This window comes from Streptomyces bambusae (assembly GCF_020532645.1).
Classification (GTDB): domain Bacteria; phylum Actinomycetota; class Actinomycetes; order Streptomycetales; family Streptomycetaceae; genus Streptomyces; species Streptomyces bambusae.
The window spans coordinates 24,978-47,014 of sequence record NZ_JAJAUZ010000022.1 but is presented as its reverse complement, the minus strand read 5'-3'; the positions used below and the strand labels follow the sequence as shown (position 1 = coordinate 47,014).

Annotated in this window: 22 protein-coding genes and 3 riboswitches; of the genes, 13 read left to right on the top strand and 9 right to left on the bottom strand. The window is 71.3% G+C overall.

All coding sequences use genetic code 11. The features are described from left to right. Positions 1-15: 15 nt before the first annotated feature. From LG634_RS17440 to LG634_RS17420, 5 genes are all read right to left on the bottom strand, one after another. Positions 16-1,140, bottom strand: a complete 1,125-nt coding sequence (locus LG634_RS17440) for an ABC transporter ATP-binding protein (protein WP_226734760.1) — start codon at positions 1,138-1,140, stop codon at positions 16-18. Further along, positions 1,137-2,234, bottom strand: a complete 1,098-nt coding sequence (locus tag LG634_RS17435) for an ABC transporter ATP-binding protein (protein WP_226734759.1) — start codon at positions 2,232-2,234, stop codon at positions 1,137-1,139. Before LG634_RS17435 ends, LG634_RS17440 begins: the two co-directional genes overlap by 4 nt. Beyond that, positions 2,231-3,229: an ABC transporter permease gene (locus LG634_RS17430; protein ID WP_226734758.1), complete on the bottom strand. Its 999-nt coding sequence runs from the start codon at positions 3,227-3,229 to the stop codon at positions 2,231-2,233. Before LG634_RS17430 ends, LG634_RS17435 begins: the two co-directional genes overlap by 4 nt. Positions 3,230-3,354: 125 nt before the next feature. Further along, positions 3,355-5,133, bottom strand: a complete 1,779-nt coding sequence (locus LG634_RS17425; protein ID WP_226734757.1) for an ABC transporter substrate-binding protein — start codon at positions 5,131-5,133, stop codon at positions 3,355-3,357. 65 nt (positions 5,134-5,198) lie between these two features. After that, positions 5,199-6,194 (bottom strand): ABC transporter permease, encoded by a 996-nt coding sequence (locus LG634_RS17420; RefSeq protein WP_226734756.1) that lies wholly within the window; start codon positions 6,192-6,194, stop codon positions 5,199-5,201. A gap of 653 nt (positions 6,195-6,847) precedes the next feature. Here LG634_RS17420 and LG634_RS17415 point away from each other — a divergent pair. Then, the gene (locus LG634_RS17415; protein ID WP_226734755.1) at positions 6,848-7,828 is read left to right on the top strand and encodes an ArsR/SmtB family transcription factor; all 981 of its coding nucleotides are present in this window, start codon (positions 6,848-6,850) and stop codon (positions 7,826-7,828) included. A gap of 40 nt (positions 7,829-7,868) precedes the next feature. On the opposite strand, the gene LG634_RS17410 is transcribed toward LG634_RS17415, so the two are convergent. From LG634_RS17410 to LG634_RS17400, 3 genes are all read right to left on the bottom strand, one after another. Further along, positions 7,869-8,609, bottom strand: coding sequence for an enhanced serine sensitivity protein SseB C-terminal domain-containing protein (locus tag LG634_RS17410; protein ID WP_226734754.1), 741 nt, complete (start codon positions 8,607-8,609; stop codon positions 7,869-7,871). A gap of 98 nt (positions 8,610-8,707) precedes the next feature. Then, positions 8,708-9,475 carry an enhanced serine sensitivity protein SseB gene (locus LG634_RS17405; RefSeq protein ID WP_226734814.1) on the bottom strand — a complete coding sequence of 256 codons (768 nt, stop codon included), beginning with the start codon at positions 9,473-9,475 and terminating at the stop codon, positions 8,708-8,710. A gap of 90 nt (positions 9,476-9,565) precedes the next feature. Further along, positions 9,566-10,273: an AAA family ATPase gene (locus LG634_RS17400; protein WP_226734753.1), complete on the bottom strand. Its 708-nt coding sequence runs from the start codon at positions 10,271-10,273 to the stop codon at positions 9,566-9,568. Positions 10,274-10,420: 147 nt separating this feature from the next. After that, positions 10,421-10,532, top strand: a riboswitch (glycine riboswitch). Then, a riboswitch (glycine riboswitch) is annotated at positions 10,533-10,655 on the top strand. It begins immediately after the preceding riboswitch. 44 nt (positions 10,656-10,699) lie between these two features. Here LG634_RS17400 and gcvT point away from each other — a divergent pair. The 10 genes from gcvT to LG634_RS17350 all read left to right on the top strand — a co-directional run bounded on the left by gcvT (position 10,700) and on the right by LG634_RS17350 (position 19,461). Next, a complete protein-coding gene (gcvT, locus tag LG634_RS17395; RefSeq protein ID WP_226734752.1) occupies positions 10,700-11,815 on the top strand; it encodes a glycine cleavage system aminomethyltransferase GcvT in 1,116 nt (371 codons plus the stop codon). 79 nt (positions 11,816-11,894) lie between these two features. Then, positions 11,895-12,269 (top strand): glycine cleavage system protein GcvH, encoded by a 375-nt coding sequence (gcvH, locus tag LG634_RS17390; RefSeq protein ID WP_226734751.1) that lies wholly within the window; start codon positions 11,895-11,897, stop codon positions 12,267-12,269. Between the two features lie 19 nt (positions 12,270-12,288). Continuing rightward, positions 12,289-13,545, top strand: coding sequence for a serine hydroxymethyltransferase (gene glyA, locus LG634_RS17385; protein ID WP_226734750.1), 1,257 nt, complete (start codon positions 12,289-12,291; stop codon positions 13,543-13,545). A gap of 276 nt (positions 13,546-13,821) precedes the next feature. Further along, positions 13,822-15,204, top strand: a complete 1,383-nt coding sequence (locus LG634_RS17380) for an L-serine ammonia-lyase (RefSeq protein WP_226734749.1) — start codon at positions 13,822-13,824, stop codon at positions 15,202-15,204. Positions 15,205-15,336: 132 nt separating this feature from the next. Continuing rightward, the gene (locus LG634_RS17375) at positions 15,337-15,879 is read left to right on the top strand and encodes an AMIN-like domain-containing (lipo)protein (protein ID WP_226734748.1); all 543 of its coding nucleotides are present in this window, start codon (positions 15,337-15,339) and stop codon (positions 15,877-15,879) included. 117 nt (positions 15,880-15,996) lie between these two features. Then, positions 15,997-16,190: riboswitch (cobalamin riboswitch) on the top strand. Positions 16,191-16,220: 30 nt separating this feature from the next. Beyond that, positions 16,221-16,922 (top strand): energy-coupling factor ABC transporter permease, encoded by a 702-nt coding sequence (locus LG634_RS17370; RefSeq protein WP_226734747.1) that lies wholly within the window; start codon positions 16,221-16,223, stop codon positions 16,920-16,922. Next, positions 16,919-17,266, top strand: coding sequence for an energy-coupling factor ABC transporter substrate-binding protein (locus LG634_RS17365; protein ID WP_226734746.1), 348 nt, complete (start codon positions 16,919-16,921; stop codon positions 17,264-17,266). Before LG634_RS17370 ends, LG634_RS17365 begins: the two co-directional genes overlap by 4 nt. A gap of 3 nt (positions 17,267-17,269) precedes the next feature. Further along, on the top strand, positions 17,270-18,019 hold the full coding sequence (gene cbiQ / locus LG634_RS17360) for a cobalt ECF transporter T component CbiQ (protein WP_226734745.1): 750 nt from the start codon (positions 17,270-17,272) through the stop codon (positions 18,017-18,019). Further along, positions 18,010-18,849 (top strand): ATP-binding cassette domain-containing protein, encoded by an 840-nt coding sequence (locus LG634_RS17355; RefSeq protein WP_226734813.1) that lies wholly within the window; start codon positions 18,010-18,012, stop codon positions 18,847-18,849. Before cbiQ ends, LG634_RS17355 begins: the two co-directional genes overlap by 10 nt. A 42-nt stretch (positions 18,850-18,891) precedes the next feature. Continuing rightward, complete coding sequence (locus tag LG634_RS17350) at positions 18,892-19,461, top strand: PadR family transcriptional regulator (RefSeq protein ID WP_226734744.1); 570 nt, start codon at positions 18,892-18,894, stop codon at positions 19,459-19,461. 58 nt (positions 19,462-19,519) lie between these two features. On the opposite strand, the gene LG634_RS17345 is transcribed toward LG634_RS17350, so the two are convergent. After that, positions 19,520-19,732 carry an EF-hand domain-containing protein gene (locus tag LG634_RS17345; protein ID WP_226734743.1) on the bottom strand — a complete coding sequence of 71 codons (213 nt, stop codon included), beginning with the start codon at positions 19,730-19,732 and terminating at the stop codon, positions 19,520-19,522. A gap of 256 nt (positions 19,733-19,988) precedes the next feature. On the opposite strand from LG634_RS17345, the gene LG634_RS17340 reads away from it, so the two are divergent. Both LG634_RS17340 and LG634_RS17335 read left to right on the top strand, forming a co-directional pair. Continuing rightward, the gene (locus LG634_RS17340) at positions 19,989-20,786 is read left to right on the top strand and encodes a tRNA-dependent cyclodipeptide synthase (protein ID WP_226734742.1); all 798 of its coding nucleotides are present in this window, start codon (positions 19,989-19,991) and stop codon (positions 20,784-20,786) included. After that, a complete protein-coding gene (locus tag LG634_RS17335; RefSeq protein ID WP_226734741.1) occupies positions 20,767-21,999 on the top strand; it encodes a cytochrome P450 in 1,233 nt (410 codons plus the stop codon). The genes LG634_RS17340 and LG634_RS17335 overlap by 20 nt, the downstream gene beginning before the upstream one ends. The last annotated feature ends 38 nt before the right edge of the window (positions 22,000-22,037 follow it).

Below are 22,037 nucleotides of genomic sequence, written 5' to 3'. Positions count from 1 at the left end.
GTGCGCAGCCCTGCGCTACGCGTCCTCGTCCGGGACCGCGGCGGCGGCCGCGGCCGCCTCCTGCACGCCCTCCGGCAGGGCCGGGTCGCCCGGCGCCTGGTCCGGCGCGTTCTCCGGGTGGTGGCAGGCCACCTGGTGACCGGTCTTCAGGGCCAGCAGCGGCGGCTCCTGCGTGGTGCAGATCTGCGTCGCCTTCCAGCACCGGGTGTGGAACCGGCAGCCGCTGGGCGGCTTGATCGGCGAGGGCACGTCGCCCTTGAGCAGGATGCGCCCGGTCTTGACCCCGCGGCGGCGCGGGTCCGGCACCGGCACGGCCGACATCAGCGCGTTGGTGTACGGGTGCATCGGACTCGTGTACAGCGAGTTCCGGTCGGTCAGCTCGACGATCTTGCCGAGGTACATGACCGCGATCCGGTCCGAGACGTGCCGGATGACCGACAGGTCGTGGGCGATGATCACGTAGGTCAGGCCCAGCTCGTCCTGGAGGTCGTCCAGCAGGTTGACCACCTGGGCCTGGATCGACACGTCGAGGGCGGAGACCGGCTCGTCCGCGATCACGAGCTTCGGCTTGAGGGCCAGGGCACGGGCGATGCCGATGCGCTGGCGCTGGCCGCCGGAGAACTCGTGCGGGTAGCGGTTGTAGTGCTCGGGGTTGAGGCCCACGAGCGACAGCAGCCGCTGCACCTCCGCCTTCAGGCCGCCCTCGGGCGTGACGCCCTGGAGCTTGAAGGGGGCGCTGACGATGGTGCCGACGGTGTGCCGCGGGTTCAGCGAGCCGTACGGGTCCTGGAAGATCATCTGCACGTCGCGGCGGAGCGGGCGCATGCCCGCGACCCCGAGGTGCGTGACGTCCGTGCCCTGGAACTCGATCTTGCCGCCGGTCGGCTCCAGCAGGCGCATGAGCAGCCGGCCCATGGTCGACTTGCCGCAGCCGGACTCGCCGACGACGCCGAGGGTCTCACCGGGGTAGACCTCGAAGTCGAGGCCGTCGACGGCCTTGACCGCGCCGACCTGACGGCGCAGCACCCCCTTGGTGATGGGGAAGTGCTTGGTCAGGCCGGTGACCTTCAGCAGCGGCTCCGGAGAGGAGGAGGCCTGCTCGGGGATGGCGGCGGCGGCCGCCTTGTGGGTGTCGGTCACAGCTTCGGCGCAATCTCTTCGGTCCAGATCCGGGTCCGCTCCTCCTGCGACATGTGGCAGGCGGACCAGTGCCGGGTGCCCTCTTCGGCGACGAGCTCCGGGCGCACCGTACGGGTGACGTTGTCCTTGGGGACGTCGGCGTACGGGCAGCGCGGGTTGAAGGCGCAGCCGCTGGGGATGTTGATGAGGCTCGGCGGGGAGCCCTTGACCGGGATGAGCCGTTCGGTCTGCTCGCGGTCGATGCGGGGCATCGAGCCGAGCAGGCCCCAGGTGTACGGGTGCCGGGGCTCGTAGAAGACCTTCTCGGCGCTGCCGCGCTCGACGCACCGGCCGCCGTACATGACGAGCAGGTCGTCCGCCATCTCCGCGACCACGCCGAGGTCGTGCGTGATCATGATGACCGCGGAGCCGAACTCCTTCTGCAGGTCCCGGATCAGGTCGAGGATCTGCGCCTGGACGGTGACGTCGAGGGCGGTGGTCGGCTCGTCCGCGATGAGCAGCTCGGGGTTGTTGACCAGCGCCATCGCGATCATCGCGCGCTGGCGCATGCCGCCGGAGAACTCGTGCGGGTAGTTGTCGACCCGCTTGTGCGGCTCGGGGATGCCCACCCGGTCGAGGAGTTCGACGGCCCGCGCGCGGGCGGCCTTCTTGTCGACCTTGTGGTGCACCCGGTACGCCTCGGCGATCTGCTTGCCGATGGTGAAGTACGGGTGCATCGCGCTGAGCGGGTCCTGGAAGATCATCGCGACGTCGCGGCCGCGGAGCCGGCGGACCTCGTCCTCGTCGGCCGACAGCAGTTCCTTGCCGTTCAGCCAGATCTCGCCGGAGATCTGCGCCCGCTGGCGGCCGTACTGGCCGACCCGGTGCAGGCCCATGATGCCGAGCGAGGTGACGGACTTGCCGGAGCCGGACTCGCCGACGATGCCGAGGGTCTTGCCCTTCTCCAGCGTGAAGGAGAGCCCGTCGACGGACTTGACCAGGCCGTCCTCGGTCGGGAAGTGCACCTTGAGGTCGCGGACGTCGAGGAACGCGGTGCCGGGATCGGCGGCGGCCACGGGCTCGTTCACGGCCCCGGTCTTGGTCATGTCGGTCATGACAGCCTCACTCGGGGGTCGATCACCGCGTACAGGAGGTCAACGATGAGGTTCGCGGCTACGACGAAGAAGGCGGAGATCAGCGTGATGCCGAGGATGACCGGCAGGTCGTGGTCGCTGATCGCCCGGACGGCGCTGTACCCGAGGCCGTGCAGGGAGAACGTGTACTCGGTGAGGACGGCGCCGCCGAGCAGGGCGCCGAGGTCCAGGCCGAGGACCGTGAGGATCGGGGTCATCGTGGAGCGCATGGCGTGCTTGCCGATGACGACCGGCTCGGTCAGGCCCTTGGCGCGGGCGGTGCGGATGTAGTCCTCGTTGAGGACCTCCAGCATCGTGGCGCGGGTGAGGCGGGCGTACATCGCCGCGTACAGGAACGCGAGGGAGACCCACGGCAGGACCATGCCGTTGAACCACTTCCCGGGATCCACGGCGAACTCGGTGTCCGGGCGGCTGAACCAGCCCATCGTGTCCGAGAACAGGGCGATGAAGAGCATGCCCGTGAAGTAGATGGGGAGCGAGACGCCGGCGAGGGCGACGCCCATGGCCGAGCGGTCGATCGCGGTGCCCCGCTTGAGGGCGGAGACGACGCCGGTGGCGACACCGCCGAGGACCCACAGGACCACGGCTCCGCCGGCGAGCGAGAGGGTCACCGGCAGCCAGTCCATCAGCAGCGGGAACACCTCCTGCTCGGTCTTGAAGGAGTACCCGAAGCAGGGAGCGGCGCAGTTTGTGACATCGGTGCCGTTGGCGTACGTACGGCCCGCCACCAGCCCGACGACGAACTTTCCGAACTGGACCAGGATCGGGTCATCGAGACCCATCTTCTGCCGGATGCCCTCGATGGCGGCGGGGTCGGACTGCTTGCCGACGAAGTAGAGCGCCGGGTCCGCACCGATCATCTTGGGGAAGAGGAAGAAGATTCCGAAGGTCATCAGGACGATGACCAACAGCATGACGACGACGGCGAAGATACGCCGGATGAGATATGCAAGCACTGCGCTCGGCCTGGCTGCGGCCCGGGGGTGCGCCCTTCTGGAGCGCACCCCCAAGCCGTCGCCGCGGCCATCACCTGCCCTTCGTGCCTAGCGGGTGTGGCACTGGAACTGGAACTGACTGGTGGTTACTTGACGACGCCGAGCGAGGCGTAGTCGTACCGGCCGTTGTAGGCGTCGGTGGTGTAGGCGTTCGTCAGGCGGTCGGAGCGCCACGAGATCGTCTTGTCGAAGACGAAGGGCAGGTAGACCGCGGCCTCGGAGACCTTCTGGTTCATCTGCTTGTAGATGGCGCCGGCCTTGTCGGCGTCCGTCTCGGCGATCGCGTCATCGAACAGCTTGTTGATGGCGGGGTCGTTGAGCTCGGAGAAGTTGTTGTTGCCGCTCTGCAGGATGAAGCGACCGTCGACCAGCGGCTGCGAGAAGCCCTGACCGGTCGGGAAGTCGGCGCCCCAGCCCATGATGATGATGCCGTAGCCCTTGTCCTTGACGACCTTCGGCGAACCGATGATGCCGGACGTCTGGGCGCCGTCGAACTGGTCGACGTCGGCCTCGATGCCGACCTGCTTCAGGGCGTTCTGGAGCGAGACGGCGGTGGCGATCTCGGCGGGCTTGTTGTTGCGGACCGCGATGGTGGTCTTGAAGCCCTTCTCCTGGCCGCAGGCCTTCAGGTGCTCCTTGGCCTTCTCCACGTTCGGCTTGCCGTCGTTCTGCAGCACGCCGTACGGGTCGTAGGAGCCGTCGGAGCCCTTGATGCCCAGCGGGAGCATGTTCGGGGCGATGTCGCCACCGGCCTGCGGGCCGCCGCGGGCGGTCTGCAGGGACTTCTTGTCGGCCGCGTAGATGACGGCCTTGCGGCAGTCGATGTTGTCGAACGGCTTGACCGTCTGCGGGAACACCGCGTAGCGGATGAAGCCGGTCTGGCCGTTGTCCAGGTTGCCCTTGTGCTCGCGGATGGCGGTGGCACGGGCGGCCTGGCCGATGCCGGTCGCGTTGATGTCGAGGTCGAACTCCCCGTTCATCAGGCGCTTGTCCATGTCGTCAGCGTTCGCCATGAACGTGACCGAGATGGTGTCCGGCAGGGCCTTGCGGATCTTGTCCGACTCGGGCTTGTAGTTGGTGTTGCGGGAGAGCTTCATGCTCTTGTTGGGCTCGTACGAGTCGATCTTGTACGGGCCGTTGGAGAAGGGCTTCAGGCCGTACTTGGCCGCGGTGTCCTTCTCCTTCTTGACCGGGGAGGCCGCCGGCATGGCCAGCATCTGCAGGAAGTCACCGTTGGCCTTCGGAAGCTTGAAGACGATGGTCTTCGCGTCCGGGGTCTCGATGGCCTTCAGGCCGAGCTTGTCGGCAGACTTGTCCTTGTAGGGGCCCTTGTACTCGGACTTCGGGTCCAGGACCTGCATCAGGTAGACCGGGCCGCCGGAGATGACGTCCTGGGCCCAGGTGCGCTCGATGCCGTACTTGATGTCCTGGGCGGTGACGGGCGAGCCGTCCTCCCAGGTCACGTTGTCCTTGAGGGTGAACTTGTAGGACTTGCCGTCCGGGGAGATCTCCGGCAGGGCGGCCGCGAGGTCCGGAACCAGCTCGGTGCTGCCCTGGCCGGGGGCCGGCGCGAAGGACACGAGCTGACGGGTGTAGTAGCGGGAGAAGTCCCACATGAAGCCGTAGTAACCGCGCTGCGGGTCCCACGAGTCGGCGTCCTGGGTGCCGACGAACTTCAGCTCGCCACCCTTCTTGTCCGACGGGTTCGACACCTTGTTGATGCCGGCGTTGAAGGTGCCCTTGCCCTGCGGCTTGTTGCCTTCCTTGCCCTCGTCGCCGCCACAGGCGGTCGCCGTCAGCATGGCCGCGAGCACGACTGCCGTGCCAGCGGCAAGCCTGCGCTTGGACGTGCGGTGGGTAGTCACGATGCTCGCAACCTCCGTTGTAGTTCCGGCCTCTGGAGCCGATGTTCCGGTTTTCCTGCGGTGTGCTAGCGCGAGCCCTTGGGGTCGAGGGCGTCCCGGACGCCGTCGCCGAAGAGGTTGAACGCCAGCACGGTGATGAAGATCGCCACGCCAGGGAAGATCATGAAGAGCGGATCGTCCTGGTACGTGCGCACGGCCGTCGCGAGGGTCTCCCCCCAGGACGGAGTCGGCGGCTTGACGCCGACACCGAGGAAGCTGAGCGCGGCCTCGGTCAGCACGTTGGTGGGGATCATCAGCGTCGTGTAGACGGTGATCGGCGCCACCAGGTTGGGAAGCAGCTCACGGAAGAGGATGTACGCCCGGCCCGCACCGAGGCTCCGTGCGGCCTCGACGTACTCGCGCTCGCGCAGCGACAGCGTCTGGCCGCGGACGATGCGTCCGATGTACGGCCAGCCGAAGAAGCCGATGACCAGCACCAGGACGCCGATCCGCAGGCCCGAACCCTCGAAGCCCCACAGCCGGCTCGGGATGACCGAGATCAGCGCGATGATGAAGAGGAGCTGCGGGAAGGCCAGGAGCAGGTCCATGACCCGGCTGATGGCCGCGTCGACCCAGCCGCCGAAGTAGCCGGCCATGACGCCGAAGACGGTGCCGAGGCTGACCGCGACGAAGGCGGACAGGAAGGCCACCAGGAGCGAGATCCGGGCGCCGTAGACGATCCGGCTGAAGACGTCGCGGCCGTTGACCGGCTCGATGCCCAGCAGGAAGTCCTTGCTGATGCCGCCGTAGTCGCCCAGCGGGAGACCCAGCAGCGGGTCCAGCAGGTCCTCGTGCAGTTCCTCCGGCGGGTGGCCGAAGGCCTTGACGATCAACGGCGCGAAGATCGCGACGAGGATCAGCAGGAGCACGACGACACCGCCCGCCAGCGCGACCTTGTCACGCTTCAGCCGGGTCCACGCGATCTTCCACGGGGAACGTCCCTCGATCGCCTTCTGCGGCTTGTCGGCGGCAACGACGGCTGCGGGCTCGTCCGTGTTCGTGTCGTCCAGTGATGCCGTCATCGTGGTGGGGACCCCTCTCGGCCGACGATGGCCGGCCCATGCCCGCCGCTGTAGCGGCTTGGTTCACATCGGTGTCGCTATGGTGCGAATTGCTTCTGAAGTGCACCGGAAGAGCTGGTGGTTACGGGATTGACCGGCCTTCGGTGGGGGGAGTCTTCAACGGGCTCCGGATCACCCGCCAGACCTGCCGGGGAATGGATGCGCAACCGTGATGTGGCCTGATGTCTTCCGTTATCCGAACGCGACGATCGGCTCAGCGGTGCAAGAGCGGCCGTTCGGCGCGGATCGGACATTGACCCCAACCCGTCTTTTGCCGAGGTGAATTGGGGGGTGCGGACATTTCGCCGCCCATTCGTTTTGAGACACTCTGCCCACGATCCGGACCCTGCCCGGCGGGTCCGCGGGGCGGCGCGTACGGGGTGCATCGGTGTTCCTCCCGGTCGGCTGCGGTGGTGCTCCAGAGGCGGTACGGCCGCCCGCACGGCCCGCACCGAGTGGTGCGGCTCCGTACGGCTGTGCGAGCCCGTCCCGACCGAAACCATGCGGCGGCGGCCCGCCGCGGCACCACGATTTCGCCACCGCTTAATCCACGGCCGCCGCCCGCACCCCGCGCAGCCGTTGCCCGGCCGGGCGGCGCGGCCTATGCTCCGCCGGTGATCGAGATACGGCTCGCCGCCAGCGATCTCTCCCGCATCCGGTTCGCCCGCTCCCCGATGGAGGAGCTGGTGCACAGCATTCCCGTGCTCGCCGGCACCCGGCGGCCGGCGGTGCACCGGCCGTGGGTGGCGCTGGCCCGGCCCCGGGTCGAAGGCCTCGACCTGCGGGTGCTGACCGCCCTCGCCGGCGGCCCGCGCTTCCTGCCGGACTTCCTCGCGCCCCCGCCCGAGCGGCTGACCGGCGTCTTCGCCGACGAGCTGGCCGCGGTCGCCGCCACCGGGCCCGAGCAGGTCCGCCGCTCCCTCGACGAACTCCGCGACGGCCGCCCCGAACTCCCGGAGCCGCTGCGCCCGCTGTACGAGGACCCCGCGGCCGGCCTGGCCGCCCTCGCGGAGTCCCTCGCCGCGTACTGGGAGGCCGCCCTGGCGCCGGTGTGGCCGCGGATCCGGGCCCTGCACGACGCCGACCTCGCCCACCGCTCCGCGCTGCTGACCGCGGGCGGGCTGGACCGGGTCTTCGCCGACCTGCACCCGCAGGCCTCGTTCACCGGCGACCGGCTGCTGATCGACAAGCCGGGCCACCGGGCGTTCCGGGACGCCAGCGGCAGCGGACTGGTGCTGGTGCCCTGCGTGTTCGCCTGGCCGCACCTGTCGGTGCTGCACAACGAGCCGTACCAGCCGGCCCTCGGCTACGCGCCGCGCGGCATCGGCACGCTGTGGGAGGGCACCGCGCAGGCGGACACCGAGCCGCTCGGGGACCTGCTCGGGCGCAGCCGTGCGGCCCTACTGGCCCATCTGGACCTGCCGGCGTCCACAACCCAGCTCGCCGCCTACCTGAACATGAGCGCGGCGGCGGTCAGCCAGCACCTGGGGGTGCTGCGCCGGACCCGGCTGGTCACCTCGCAGCGCTCGGGCCGCTGGATGCTGCACCGGCGCACGGCCCTGGCGAGCCGGCTGCTGTCGGCGGCCGACGACTGAGTCCTGTCCGGCCATGCGCGCCGGATCAGGGCGCGCCGGGTCAGTACGCCGGGGCGTGTGCCTCGCGGTCGTAGAACGGACGGGCCTGGGAGCGCAGCCACATCGCGACCGGGTCGTGCTCGTCGGCGAGGGCCACGGTGGACACCGGCAGCCCTTCGGGCACGGCCCCGACGGCCTGCCGCATCATCTCGCGGGCGGACTCCACGGCCGCGCCGGAGCCGTCGTAGAGGTCCAGCCCGATCGCCAGGTACGGGGTGCCCACCGAGGGCTGCACCCAGGCGCGGCGCAGGGCGCGTACGGCCGGGGTGCGGTGCGCGTGCTGCGAGAGCAGGGCGTAGAACTGCGGGAGCTCGATGGCCGGCTCGGACAGCCGCAGCGGCCCGGCGGGCATCCGGTCCAGGCCGGTGGCGATGCGCCGCAGGTCGGCCCACGGGATGCCGACGCCGCCGCCCTGGGCGTGCGGGTTCAGCCAGATGCCCCAGCGGTCGGGGTAGAGGGCGCGGGCGACGTCCCGGCCGCCGGCCACCTCGACGGCGCGTCCCCAGCCGCTCGCGGACAGTTCCTGCGGGGAGGTCACGCACGGCACGTAGCCGAGCCCGTCCACCTCCATGCCGCCGTACTGGGCCTCGGGCGAGCCGGGCTGCCCGTGCCACAGCAGCATCCACAGCCGGCCCTCGGCGAGGGCGTGCAGCAGCGCCTCGTAGCTGTCGTAGCGCCCGGGCGTCACCTGGCGCAGCATGTGCTCGACCTGCCCTGCCGCGGCCGTGCCTGACGCACTCACCCGGTACCCCTCTTCGTCCTCGTCCGCCCGTCGTCCCGCATGCCCGACCGTCCGCAGCATCGAGGTGCGGCCAGGAAATGTAACCAGCTTAAAGGCGGCTACGGCAGGTAGAAGGGGCGGACGTGTTGCGTCATCCAGTCGGCCACCGGGTCCTGGGCGGCGTCGAGCAGCAGCAGGTTGACCGGCCAGGGCGGCTGTGTCCGGCCCAGGGCCCGGGAGAGGGCCTCCATCGGGGCGTTGGTGTCGGCGGACTCCCAGCCGGTGAAGCGGACGCCGACGAACAGGACCGGGTCGCCGCCCTCGACGCTGGCGAGGCAGCGGTGGGCGGCGGCGACCACGCCGGTGGCCCGGAACTCCTCCGCGGCGGCGGTCAGGAAGTCCACCGGGTCCTCCTGCCAGTCCGGCTCGAAGAGCCGGACCCGGCCTCCGGTGGCGGGGCCGTCGAGCGCGGTGCGGCCGGCCCGGCACAGCTCGGCCACGGCCTCCGGCGGCAGCGGCAGGCCGATGGTGCCCTCCGGGTTGACGGCGATGCCCAGCTGCGGGGGCAGCCCGCGGGCGAACTCGACGGCCGGGGCGACGGCGAACGCCATGTGCGGGCCCGCGCAGCCGGCGAGCTGCTGCCGGGAGCTGAAGACGGGCACGTACGCGGCGCCGCCGATGTCCATGGTGGGCAGGTCCAGGTCGGTGCTGTCGGGGCTGCCGCCGCCGGGCAGCGGGATCCAGACCTGGCTGCGGCCGAGGACCTCCAGCAGCCGGCCGCCCGCGGCCGGGTTCCCGAGGGAGGCGGCGAGGGCCTCCTCCAGCTCGTTCGAGGGCCAGCCGTCACCGAGGACCTCCGCCCCCGTGCCGTACGTCCCGTCCTGCATGATCACCGCGCCCTTTCCCCGCTTCCGGTCCGATGATCCTAGGGCCTGTCGTCACGCGCCTGTCGTCGCCCGGAGGGCGGCCCCTCGGCGTCAGACGGCGGGGCGTCCGGTGAACTCCAGGGCGGTCAGCCGGCCGGCGGCCGGGCGGTCGACGAGGACCGCGGAGGCGCAGCCCGCGGGCAGCCGGCCCTGCTCGGCGGCGCCGAGGAGCCGGGCCACGGTGGTGCGGTGGCGGTGGAAGGCGTAGCCGGAGACGCCGCGGCCGCGGGCCGCCTGGCCGGACAGCGCCTCTTCGGGGGTGGCGTCGAGGAGCAGGAGGTGCAGGTCGCGGCCGCGGCGGCGGGCGGCGCGGGCCAGCAGGCCGCGGACCCAGGCCTGGGTGCCGCAGTCGTGCACGACGAGGCTCTCGCCGGAGCGCAGGGCCCGCCACAGGCCCGCGTAGTGGGCGAACCGCACCAGGGGCCGGTAGGCGCCGTACGGCAGGCCGGCGGGCATCCGGCGCTCCCACCGCTCGCGGACGTCCTGGGAGTCGATGCCGCGGACCTGCACGGTCCGCTTGATGAGGGTGCTCTTGCCGCTGCCGGGCAGGCCGGACACGACGACGACGTCGCCGGCGCCGAAGTGCAGCCGGGCCGGACCGCGGCCGCCGAGCCCGCGCAGGTCCCGGACGCGTCCGGGCACGGCGGGGGCGGCCCTGGGCGCTGCCAGGGCCTCGCGCTCGCGGGCGCCCGGCTGGGCCGGTACTCCGCCCGCGGCGCCCGTACTGCTCGTACCCGTGAGAACTCCGAATCTCCGCATGGTCTTCGCCTCCCCCGGATCGGGTCGTCCGACCCATGCCCGTTGAGTGTAAAGAGACGGTAATGCGCCGCCCGTGGTTCCGGCCCGGATGGGGCCCGTGCAATGATGTCCGCGCCACGCTGTGGGACCAACTGCATAAAGGCCGCTTGAATCTGCGCGGGAGAGTTCCCCGGACGCCGTGTGTCACACGGTCGGCCGCGGACGCCGAAGGAGCAAGTCCCTCCCTTGAATCTCTCAGGCCCCGTACCGCGCGGGCGAGGCACATCTGAAAAGCGGGCCGCCCGGCCGCCAAGGCCGCCGGCTCCACCCAAGGTGCAAGTCACTTCCGTACGCATGTTCGGTCGTGATGAACCTCTCAGGTTCCGATGACAGATGGGGAGGAAAGTCCTTCGCCCCGCCCGGGACCTGCCTTGGAGAGCCAGCCTTATGACGAACACCCCGCGTCTGACCGCCCTTGACGCCGTGCACCGCGCCCTCGGCGCGACGATGACCGACTTCGCCGGCTGGGACATGCCGCTGCGGTACGGCAGCGAGCGCGACGAGCACAACGCCGTCCGCACGAAGGCCGGCCTCTTCGACCTGTCGCACATGGGCGAGATCACCGTCACCGGCCCGGAGGCCGTGAAGGTCCTGGACTACGCGCTCGTCGGCAACATCGGCACCATCGGCGTGGGCCGCGCCCGCTACACGATGATCTGCCAGGAGGACGGCGGCATCCTCGACGACCTGATCGTCTACCGCCTCGGCGAGACCGAGTACATGGTCGTGGCGAACGCCTCCAACGCGCAGGTCGTGCTCGACGCCGTCACCGAGCGCGCGGCGGGCTTCGACGCCGAGGTCCGCGACGACCGGGACGCGTACGCGCTGATCGCCGTGCAGGGTCCGGAGTCCCCCGGCATCGTGAAGTCGCTGACCGACGCCGACCTGGACAACCTGAAGTACTACGCGGGCCTGCCGGGCACCGTCGCGGGCGTGCCGGCGCTGATCGCGCGCACCGGCTACACCGGCGAGGACGGCTTCGAGCTGTTCATCAAGCCCGAGCACGCCGTGGAGCTGTGGGAGGCCCTGACCAAGGCCGGCGAGGCCGCCGGTCTGGTCCCGGCCGGCCTGTCCTGCCGCGACACGCTGCGCCTGGAGGCGGGCATGCCGCTGTACGGGCACGAGCTGACCACCTCCCTGACCCCGTTCGACGCGGGTCTGGGCCGGGTCGTGAAGTTCGAGAAGGAGGGCGACTTCGTGGGCCGTGCGGCCCTGGAGGCGGCCGCCGAGCGCGCCGCGACCAACCCGCCGCGCAAGCTGGTCGGTCTGATCGCCGAGGGCCGCCGCGTCCCGCGCGCCGGCTTCTCCGTCGTGGCCGGCGGCGAGGTCGTCGGCGAGGTCACCTCCGGCGCCCCGTCCCCGACGCTGGGCAAGCCGATCGCCATCGCCTACGTCGACGCGGCCCACGCCGAAGCGGGCACCTCCGGCGTCGGCGTCGACATCCGCGGTACGCATGAGGCGTACGAGGTCGTCGCCCTGCCGTTCTACAAGCGGCAGAAGTGACGCCGGCGCCGCCGGCCGCCGTCTCACCCTGCAAGACCACTGTTCATCAGCACGCCACCGCATCCAGGAGAATCAGGCCATGAGCAACCCCCAGCAGCTGCGTTACAGCAAGGAGCACGAGTGGCTGTCGGCCGCCGAGGACGGCGTCGCCACGATCGGCATCACCGAGTTCGCGGCCAACGCGCTCGGTGACGTCGTCTACGCCCAGCTCCCCGAGGTCGGCTCGACCGTGACCGCCGGCGAGGAGTGCGGCGAGCTGGAGTCGACCAAGTCCGTCAGCGACCTGTACTCCCCCGTCTCCGGTGAGGTCACCGAGATCAACGAGGACGTCGTCTCCGACCCGTCCCTCGTGAACTCGGCCCCCTTCGAGGGCGGCTGGCTGTTCAAGGTGCGCGTCACGGACGAGCCGGCCGACCTGCTCTCCGCCGACGAGTACACCCAGCTCGCGGGCTGACCGAGACCAGGGAGAACCCATGTCCGTTCTGAACACTCCGCTGCACGAGCTGGACCCGGACGTCGCCGCCGCCGTCGACGCCGAGCTGCTCCGCCAGCAGTCGACCCTGGAAATGATCGCGTCGGAGAACTTCGCTCCGGTCGCCGTCATGGAGGCCCAGGGCTCGGTCCTGACCAACAAGTACGCCGAGGGCTACCCGGGCCGCCGCTACTACGGCGGCTGCGAGCACGTCGACGTGGTCGAGCAGATCGCGATCGACCGCATCAAGGCCCTCTTCGGCGCCGAGGCCGCCAACGTGCAGCCCCACTCGGGCGCGCAGGCCAACGCCGCCGCGATGTTCGCGCTGCTGAAGCCGGGCGACACGATCATGGGCCTGAACCTGGCCCACGGCGGTCACCTGACCCACGGCATGAAGATCAACTTCTCCGGCAAGCTCTACAACGTGGTCCCGTACCACGTCGGCGAGGACGGCCAGGTCGACATGGCCGAGGTCGAGCGCCTCGCCAAGGAGTCCAAGCCGCAGCTGATCGTCGCCGGCTGGTCCGCGTACCCGCGCCAGCTGGACTTCGCCGCCTTCCGCCGCATCGCGGACGAGGTCGGCGCGTACCTGATGGTCGACATGGCGCACTTCGCCGGCCTGGTGGCCGCGGGCCTGCACCCGAACCCGGTGCCGCACGCCCACGTCGTCACCACCACCACGCACAAGACCCTCGGCGGTCCGCGCGGCGGTGTCATCCTGTCCACGCAGGAGCTGGCCAAGAAGATCAACTCTGCGGTCTTCCCGGGCCAGCAGGGCGGCCCGCTGGAGCACGTGATCGCGGCCAAGGCGGTGTCCTTCAAGGTCGCCGGCTCGCCGGAGTTCAAGGAGCGCCAGGAGCGCACCCTGGCCGGCGCGAAGATCATCGCCGAGCGCCTGGTCCAGGACGACGTCAAGGCCGTGGGCGTGGACGTCCTCTCCGGCGGCACCGACGTGCACCTGGTCCTGGTGGACCTGCGCAACTCGGAGCTGGACGGCCAGCAGGCCGAGGACCGCCTCCACGAGATCGGCATCACGGTCAACCGGAACGCCATCCCGAACGACCCGCGGCCCCCGATGGTCACCTCGGGCCTGCGGATCGGCACCCCGGCCCTGGCCACCCGCGGCTTCGGCACCGAGGACTTCACCGAGGTCGCCGACGTCATCGCCGAGGCGCTGAAGCCGTCGTACGACGGCGAGGCGCTGAAGGCCCGCGTGTCCGCGCTGGCCGCGAAGCACCCGCTGTACCCGTCGCTGTAGGCAACGGCCCGAAGGAGGGTCCGGCCGTGTTCCACACCCGGCCGGACCCTTTTTCACGCGCGGACGGCAGCGGCGTCCACATGCCGGGACGCGGGTCCGCCCCCGCCTCCGGAACGTGACTCCGCACACGTTGTCACCGGTAATCCGCCGCCTCTCGACCTCCGTCCGACCGCCTGTTCACTTCGGCAGGTTAGGCTCGTCTGTCGGACAAAATCCGTACACATCCCCTCTCCTGCCCTCCCCTCTCCACCCCACGCAACGACAAGGGAGTCCGACGTGGCCATCTCCGTATTCGATCTCTTCTCCATCGGCATCGGCCCGTCCTCCTCCCACACCGTGGGCCCGATGCGGGCGGCGCGCATGTTCGTGAACCGCCTCAAGAAGGACGGGGCGCTCGCGCAGACCGCCTCGGTGCGGGCCGAGCTGTTCGGCTCGCTCGGCGCCACCGGGCACGGCCACGGCACGCCGAAGGCCGTCCTGCTGGGCCTGGAAGGCCACTCCCCCCGGACCGTGGACGTGGAGAAGGCCGACGAGGAGGTCGAGCGGATCCGGCAGAGCGGCCGGCTGCGGCTGCTCGGCGCCGAGATAGGGGACGCTCACGAGATCGCGTTCGACGAGTCGAGCCAGCTGATCCTGCACCGCCGCCGCTCGCTGCCGTACCACGCCAACGGCATGACCCTCTTCGCGTACGACGAGACCGGCGCGCCGCTGCTGGAGAAGACGTACTACTCGGTCGGCGGCGGCTTCGTCGTGGACGAGGACGCGGTCGGCGAGGACCGGATCAAGCTCGACGACACCGTGCTGAAGTACCCCTTCCGCACCGGTGACGAGATGCTGCGCCTGACCCAGGAGACCGGCCTGTCGATCTCCTCTCTGATGCTGGAGAACGAGAAGGCCTGGCGGACCGAGGAGGAGATCCGCGAGGGCCTGCTGGAGATCTGGCGGGTCATGCAGGCCTGCGTGCAGCGCGGCATGTCCCGCGAGGGCATCCTCCCCGGCGGCCTGCGCGTCAAGCGCCGCGCCGCGGCCACCGCGCGCCAGCTGCGCACCGAGGGCGACCCGCTGCTGCACCGCAGCGAGTGGACGACGATCTACGCGATGGCCGTGAACGAGGAGAACGCGGCCGGCGGCCGGGTCGTGACGGCCCCCACCAACGGCGCCGCGGGCGTCCTGCCGGCCGTGCTGCACTACTACGTGAACTTCGTGCCGGGCGCCGACGAGGACGGCGTGGTGCGCTTCCTGCTGGCCGCGGGCGCGATCGGCATGCTGTTCAAGGAGAACGCGTCCATCTCCGGCGCCGAGGTCGGCTGCCAGGGCGAGGTCGGCTCGGCCTGCTCGATGGCGGCGGGCGCCCTCGCCGAGGTGCTGGGCGGCACCCCGCAGCAGGTGGAGAACGCGGCCGAGATCGGCATGGAGCACAACCTGGGCCTGACCTGCGACCCGGTCGGCGGCCTGGTGCAGATCCCGTGCATCGAGCGCAACGGCATGGCCGCTGTGAAGGCCGTGACCGCGGCCCGCATGGCGATGCGCGGCGACGGCAGCCACAAGGTCTCCCTCGACAAGGTCATCAAGACCATGAAGGAAACCGGCGACGACATGAAGGTCAAGTACAAGGAGACCGCCCGCGGCGGTCTCGCGGTCAACGTCATCGAGTGCTGAGCCCGCGCGGGGCCCGGGCCGCCGCCCGGGCCCCGCGCCGTTTCCTCACCCGTTCGGTGCAACCGTCCGGGTTCGGCGGGTGTCTCCCTTGGTGACAGCACTGTCCCCGCCTCAGGAGATCCGGGGGTCGACATGACTCACCGTTCCATCCGCCGCCAGCGCCTCGTGGCCGTCGCCACGGGCGTGCTGCTCACCGCCGGCGTCGCACTCGCGGCCCCGGCCTCCGCCGCCGCTCCGGCCGCGGCACCGCGCGCGAGCGGACCCGTCGCGCAGACCCAGACCCCGCTCGTGGTGAACGCCCGGTACGGCGGCCACTGCACCTTCGACCGGGTCGTCGTCGACATCAAGGGCTACATCCCGACCGTCACCGTCAAGCGGGTGGCCAAGCTGGTCTACGACGGCTCCGGCAAGCCGGTGCCGCTGCCCGGCCGCTACTTCCTGGAGATCCGGCTGAACCCGGCTCAAGCCCACAACGACGAAGGCCAGTCGGTCTACAAGGGTCCCAGGCTCAAGAAGATCAACCTGCCCAAGCTCAAGGGGCTGGCGCTCACCGGCGACTTCGAGGGGTACGTGACTTTCGGGGCCGCCTTCAACACCAGGCCCGAGTTCAAGACCTTCAAGCTGCACAACCCGGAGCGCTGGGTCATGGACGTCAAGCACGCCAACGTCTGCTGACACCCGCGCCCGGACCCGTACGCACGGGCGGAAGGGGCGGCGGACCGGTCCGGTCCGCCGCCCCTTCGGCGTTCCTGCCCCGGCACAGGCCGGGTTGTATCCGGCGGACGGGGGCGACTAGGGTCATCTGGCCTTGGTGTACGGGAAACCGGTGGGAAACCGGTGCGGCCCTCGCCACTGTGATCGGGAAGTCCGGCTCCACTCCTGCGGGAAGCCACTGGGCCGATGCGGGAGACCGCGCGGCCCGGGAAGGCGGAGCCAGGGCGGCAGCACCCGTGAGCCAGGAGACCGGCCGGGGCGCGTCGTCCATCCACGAGGTGCTGGAGAGGTCTCCCCCACTCATGCATATAGCCGAGGGCTTCCTGCCCCCGCTGCACGCGGCCGCCTGGGGCGCCGCGTCCGCCCCCTTCGTCGTCCACGGGGTACGCGCCCTGACCCGCGAGGTCAGGGAGAACCCGGAGAGCACCCTGCTGCTCGGCGCGTCGGGCGCGTTCACGTTCGTCCTGTCCGCCCTGAAGATCCCGTCGGTGACGGGCAGTTGCTCGCACCCCACCGGAACGGGCCTGGGCGCCGTGCTGTTCCGGCCGCCCATCATGGCGGTGCTGGGCACCATCACCCTGCTGTTCCAGGCCCTGCTGCTCGCACACGGCGGCCTGACCACCCTCGGCGCGAACGTCTTCTCGATGGCGATCGCCGGGCCCTGGGCGGGATACGGGGTCTACCGGCTGCTGCGCCGCGCCGGCGCCCCGCTGATGGTGTCGGTGTTCTTCGGCGCGTTCTTCGCCGACCTGGTGACGTACTGCGTCACCAGCGTCCAGCTGGCGATGGCGTTCCCGGACCCGGGCAGCGGGTTCGCGGGCGCGCTCGCCAAGTTCGGCGGCATCTTCGCGGTGACCCAGATCCCGCTCGCGGTCAGCGAGGGCCTGCTGACGGTCCTGGTGATGCGGCTGCTGACCCAGTCCAGCAAGGCGGACCTGACCCGGCTCGGGGTGCTCGCCCCGAAGGCCGCCGGCACCAACGGCACGGAGGCGGTGGCCCGATGAGCCGTAACGCGAAGATCAACACCCTGCTCCTGCTGCTGGTTGCGGCGCTCGCGGTGCTCCCGCTCGCGCTCGGCCTGGGGGAGGGCAAGGAGGAGCCGTTCGCCGGCGCCGACGCGCAGGCGGAGGCGGCCATCACCGAGCTGGACCCGGATTACGAGCCGTGGTTCTCGCCCCTGTACGAACCGCCGTCCGGCGAGATCGAGTCGGCGCTGTTCGCACTCCAGGCGGCGCTGGGCGCGGGCGTCCTCGCGTACTACTTCGGGCTGCGGCGCGGCCGCCGCCAGGGCGAGGCGCGGGCGGTGGCAGCCGTGGCGGCGCCGGAGCCCGCCGATCCGGAGCAGTAGCCGGTGCTGCCCATCGACGCGGCCGCCCACGGCAGCCGCTGGCGCGGCCGGCACCCGCTGGAGAAGGCCCTGCTGGGGCTGGGCCTGACGGTGGCCGCGCTGTGCCTGCCGCCGTGGCCCGGCGGCCCGGTCACCGCGGCCGCCACCCTGGTGGTCCTGCTGGGCCCGGCCGGGGTGGCGCCGCGGCAGCTGTGGCGGGCGTTCCGGATCCCGCTGGGCTTCTGCTTCACGGGCGCGCTGCCGCTGCTGGTGCAGGTCGGCGGCCCGGGCGGGCTGTTCGCCCTGGCGCCCGGCGGGCCCCGGCAGGCGGCCGAGCTGCTGCTGCGGACCTCGGCCGGTTCGCTGGGCGTGCTGCTGTTCGCGTTCACCACCCCGGTGTCGGACGTGCTGCCGCGGCTGGTGCGGGCCGGGGTGCCGGCGCCCGTGGTGGACGTGGCGCTGGTGATGTACCGGATCGGCTTCCTGCTGCTGGACTCGCTGGCGCAGGTCCGGCAGGCGCAGGCGGCCCGGCTGGGCACCACCGGCCGGGCCGCGGTCTGGCGCTCGCTGGCCGGTCAGGGCGCCACCGTGTTCGTCCGGGCCTTCGACCGCGCCGGACGGATGCAGGCGGGTCTGGCGGGCCGCGGTTACGACGGCACCCTGCGCGTGCTCCTGCCGCCCGCCGCGGTCTCGGGCCGCTTCCTGGCGGCGTCCGGGGCCCTGCTGGCCGCCGTGGTCACCCTCACCCTCGTACTGAAAGGCCTCTGGTCGTGAAACCGCTCGTGGAACTGGTCGGGGCGGGGTTCGCCTACGAGGACGGGCCCGAGGTGCTCTCCGGGGTGTCGTTCGGGATCCCGGCGGGGCGGTCGCTGGCGCTGCTGGGGCGCAACGGCGGCGGCAAGACGACGCTGCTGCGGCTGCTGAGCGGCGGGCTGCGGCCGGGCTCGGGGCGGCTGCTGCTCGACGGGGAGCCGGTGCGGCACGACCGGAAGGGGCTGACGCGGCTGCGGACTTCGGTCCAGCTGGTCGTGCAGGACCCGGACGACCAGCTGTTCGCGGCCTCCGTCGAGCAGGACGTGTCGTTCGGGCCGCTGAACCTCGGGCTGCCGGACGGGGAGGTGCGGGAGCGGGTCGACGGCGCACTGGCGGCCCTGGACATCACGGAGCTGCGGGACCGGCCCACGCACCTGCTGTCGTACGGGCAGCGCAAGCGGGCGGCGATCGCGGGCGCGGTGGCGATGCGGCCGCGGGTGCTGATCCTCGACGAGCCGACCGCCGGGCTGGACCCGGACGGCCAGGAGCGGCTGCTGGCGGCCCTGGAAGGGCTGCGGGCGCTGGGGACCACGGTGGTGATGTCCACGCACGACGTGGAGCTGGCGGTGCGCTGGGCCGACGACGCGGCGGTGCTGGGCCCGGACGGGCTGCGGGTCGGGCCGGCGCGGGAGCTGCTGGCCGATGCGGAGCTGCTGGCGGCGGCCCGGCTGCGGCCGGCCTGGGCGCCGGCGGTGGCCGCGTTCCTCCGGGCCCGCGGCCTGCTGGCGGCGGACGCCCCGGGCCCGGCCACTCCGGAGGCGCTGGCGGCATGGGTGACGGCGGGGACCTGAGGGCCCGGCGGGGCGGCGGGGGTGCGCCCCTACGATGGCGGCATGTCGCTGCCGCACGCCATCCTCACCGCCCTGCTGGAGAAGCCCTCGTCGGGGCTGGAGCTGACCCGGCGGTTCGACAGGTCGATCGGTTACTTCTGGTCGGCCACGCACCAGCAGATCTACCGCGAGCTGGGGAAGCTGGAGGAGGCCGGGCTGATCCGGGTGCTGCCCAGCGCGCAGCCGGCGCGCGGGCAGAAGAAGGAGTTCGAGGTGCTGGCGGCGGGACGGGCGGAGCTGCGCCGGTGGGTGGGCGAGAGCCAGGACCCCAAGCAGATCCGGGACCCGCTGCTCCTGCGGCTGCGGGCGGCGGGCGTGGTGGGCCCGCAGGGACTCGGCGCGGAGCTGCGGCGCCATCTGGAGCTGCACCGGCGGCAGCTGGCCGAGTACGAGGCCATCGAGGAGCGGGACTTCCCGCCGGCCCGCAACGCGCCCGAGGACCGGCTGCGGCGGCTGGTGCTGCACGGCGGGACGGCGCTGGAGTCGTTCTGGCTGCACTGGCTGGAGGAGGCGCTCACCGAGGTCGAGGCGCTGGAGGCGGCGGAGGCCGCCGGGACGCGGGAGACGGCCTGAGGGGCCGGGCGTGCCGGAGCCCCCGGCGGCCTCCGCCGCCGGGGGCTCCGCGGGCGCGTCACTTGTTCAGCGCGGCCCAGAACTCGTCGAAGCTCAGCAGGCCGTCGTGGTTCGCGTCCTTGGACGCGATGACCGCCTCGGCCACGGGGCCGGTGACGAACGGGTCGCCCATCTGAGCCATGGCCTTCTTGAACTCGTCGGCCGTCACGAACCCGTCGCCGTTCTGGTCGAACCGGCCGAAGGTCTCACGCGCGCTCTCGATGTCCGCCACTGGGATCCACCCCTTCTTGGTGCTTGCTGACCGGCTCAGGGTAGCGGCGCCGCGGCGCGCCGGGTGCCCGGGGGTGCGGCCGAGCGTCCGACCGGTATTCCCATTACCCGCGCGTAATGCGGAACAGGTAATTCCGGCCAAGAAATCGGAACCCCACTTGTCACCCTCCGGCGCCGCGCGATAACTTATCGGCATTGCCGCCACACCAGGAGCGCAGGGCTCCCAGGGACAAGCGGCAACAAGGGCGATCACCTACGTGACGATCAATAACGACACTTCGTTTGAGCCATCATTCGAGGTCCTGCCCTTCACCCGTACCTGCCGTCATATCTGGGAAGACGGCGACCATGTGCTGATCGGCGTGAGCCCCGGCAACAGCTACTTCAGTGCCGACCGGATAGCCGGGCTCGCCCAGTGGGCCACCGAACGCTTCGCACAGGTCGACTTCGTCTACGCAGACCTCCACGTAGACCGGATGTTCGCGGCATTCGGCTACACCCGCGAGCACGCCGGCAAGCGTGCCGCCAAGGAGATCAAGGCGGTACGGCGCAGGATCCTCAAAGGCGTGGAGGAATCGGGCAGCCCGCACGCCGAGATCCGGGTGAGAGCACTCTCGGAATTCCAGGACAACGAGGTGTACAAACTACTGCACCGCCGCGTGCTGCATTTCCTGGAATCCGATGACGAATTCCGCAAGGGCTGCGAGAGGATGGCCTTGCACTTCGTCGGGTCCAAGGTGCCGGACGGTGAATCCATCACGGACGAACAGCTACAGGTCTGTTTCGATTACATTGCCGCCGAGCTGCCTTTCTTCCTGGACACCCCGAGCATTCTGGACGTGCCCTCCTCGGTGTCGGCGTACCACGTCACCATGCCGCTGACCGAGGTGCTCTACGCCCGCGGCGGCGGCCTGCGCGCCACCCGCAACCAGGCGTACGCCGTCGTACGCCCCGAAGCCCCGGATGCCTCCGCAGGCTCCGCGGCGGCCACCGCAACCGCAGCACCCGCAGCACCCGCACGGGAAAGGACCGCCGATGAGCGTCGAGCAGCTTGAGACCGCGGGGGCCGACGCGCCCCTCGTCGACTTCCCCCTCTCCCGCCGCGGCGACGTGCTCCCCGCGGAGTGCTCCTGGCTGCGCGAGAAGGCCCCGGTGGCCCGGGTCCGCACCCTGACCGGGGACTCCGCCTGGCTGGTGAGCAGCCATGCGCTGGCCAAGCAGGTGCTGGAGGACGAGCGGTTCAGCCTCAAGGACACCGCGAACGCGGGCGTCCCCCGGCAGTACGCACTGACGATCCCGCCCGAGGTCGTCAACAACATGGGCAACATCAACAGCGCGGGGCTGCGCAGCGCGGTCATGAAGTCCCTGAACCCGCGGCAGCCGGGCCTGCAGGACTTCCTGCGGACCGCCGCGCACGGCCTGCTCGACGCCCTGGAGGCCGAGGGCGGTCCCGCCGACCTGCGCGCCGGCTTCGCCGACCCGTTCTCGGCGGCCCTGCACTGCGAGGTGCTGGGCTCGCCGTTCGAGGACTGGCGGCGGCTGATGGCGGGGCTGGACGTCGCGTTCATGACGGCGGCCGAGCCGTTCGCCGACTCCACGCTCAACTGGTACAAGGACGTCGGCTACTTCGCCGCGCAGCTGAACGCGCAGCTGGCCCGCCCGGAGGCGGAGCGGACCGGGCTGCTCGGCCGGTTCGCCGGGCTGAAGGAGGCGGACCCGGAGTCGGCGCACCTGACGGACGACATGTTCGCCACCGTCGCCGTGTCGCTGTTCGGCGCGGGCGCGATCTCCACCTCGTCGTTCCTGGTGCTCGCGGTGCTCGCGCTGCTGCAGCGGCCGGAGCTGATCGGCTACCTGCGGGCGCACCCCGAGCGGATGGGCCGGGCCGTCGACGAGCTGCTGCGCTGGAACCTGTCCATCGGCGACGCGCTGCCGCGGCTGGCGATGGCCGACGTGCAGGTGGGCGAGGTGCGGGTGAAGGCGGGTGAGCTGGTCCTCGTGCTCGTGGAGGGCGCCAACTTCGACCCCGCGGTGTTCGAGGACCCCGACCGGCTCGACCTGGAGCGGGAGGCCGGTCCGCACCTGTCGTTCGGGGCCGGCCGGCACTTCTGCCCGGCGTCCGCGCTGGGCCGGGTGCACGCCGAGATCGCGCTGGAGGTGCTGGTCGAGCGGCTGCCCGGGCTGCGGCTCGCGGTGCCGGCGGAGAACCTGGTCTGGCGTACGGGCTTCATCAAGCGGCTTCCGGAGCGGCTCCCGGTCGCCTGGTGAGGAACGGGCGGCGCCCCGGGGACGGGAATCCCCGGGGC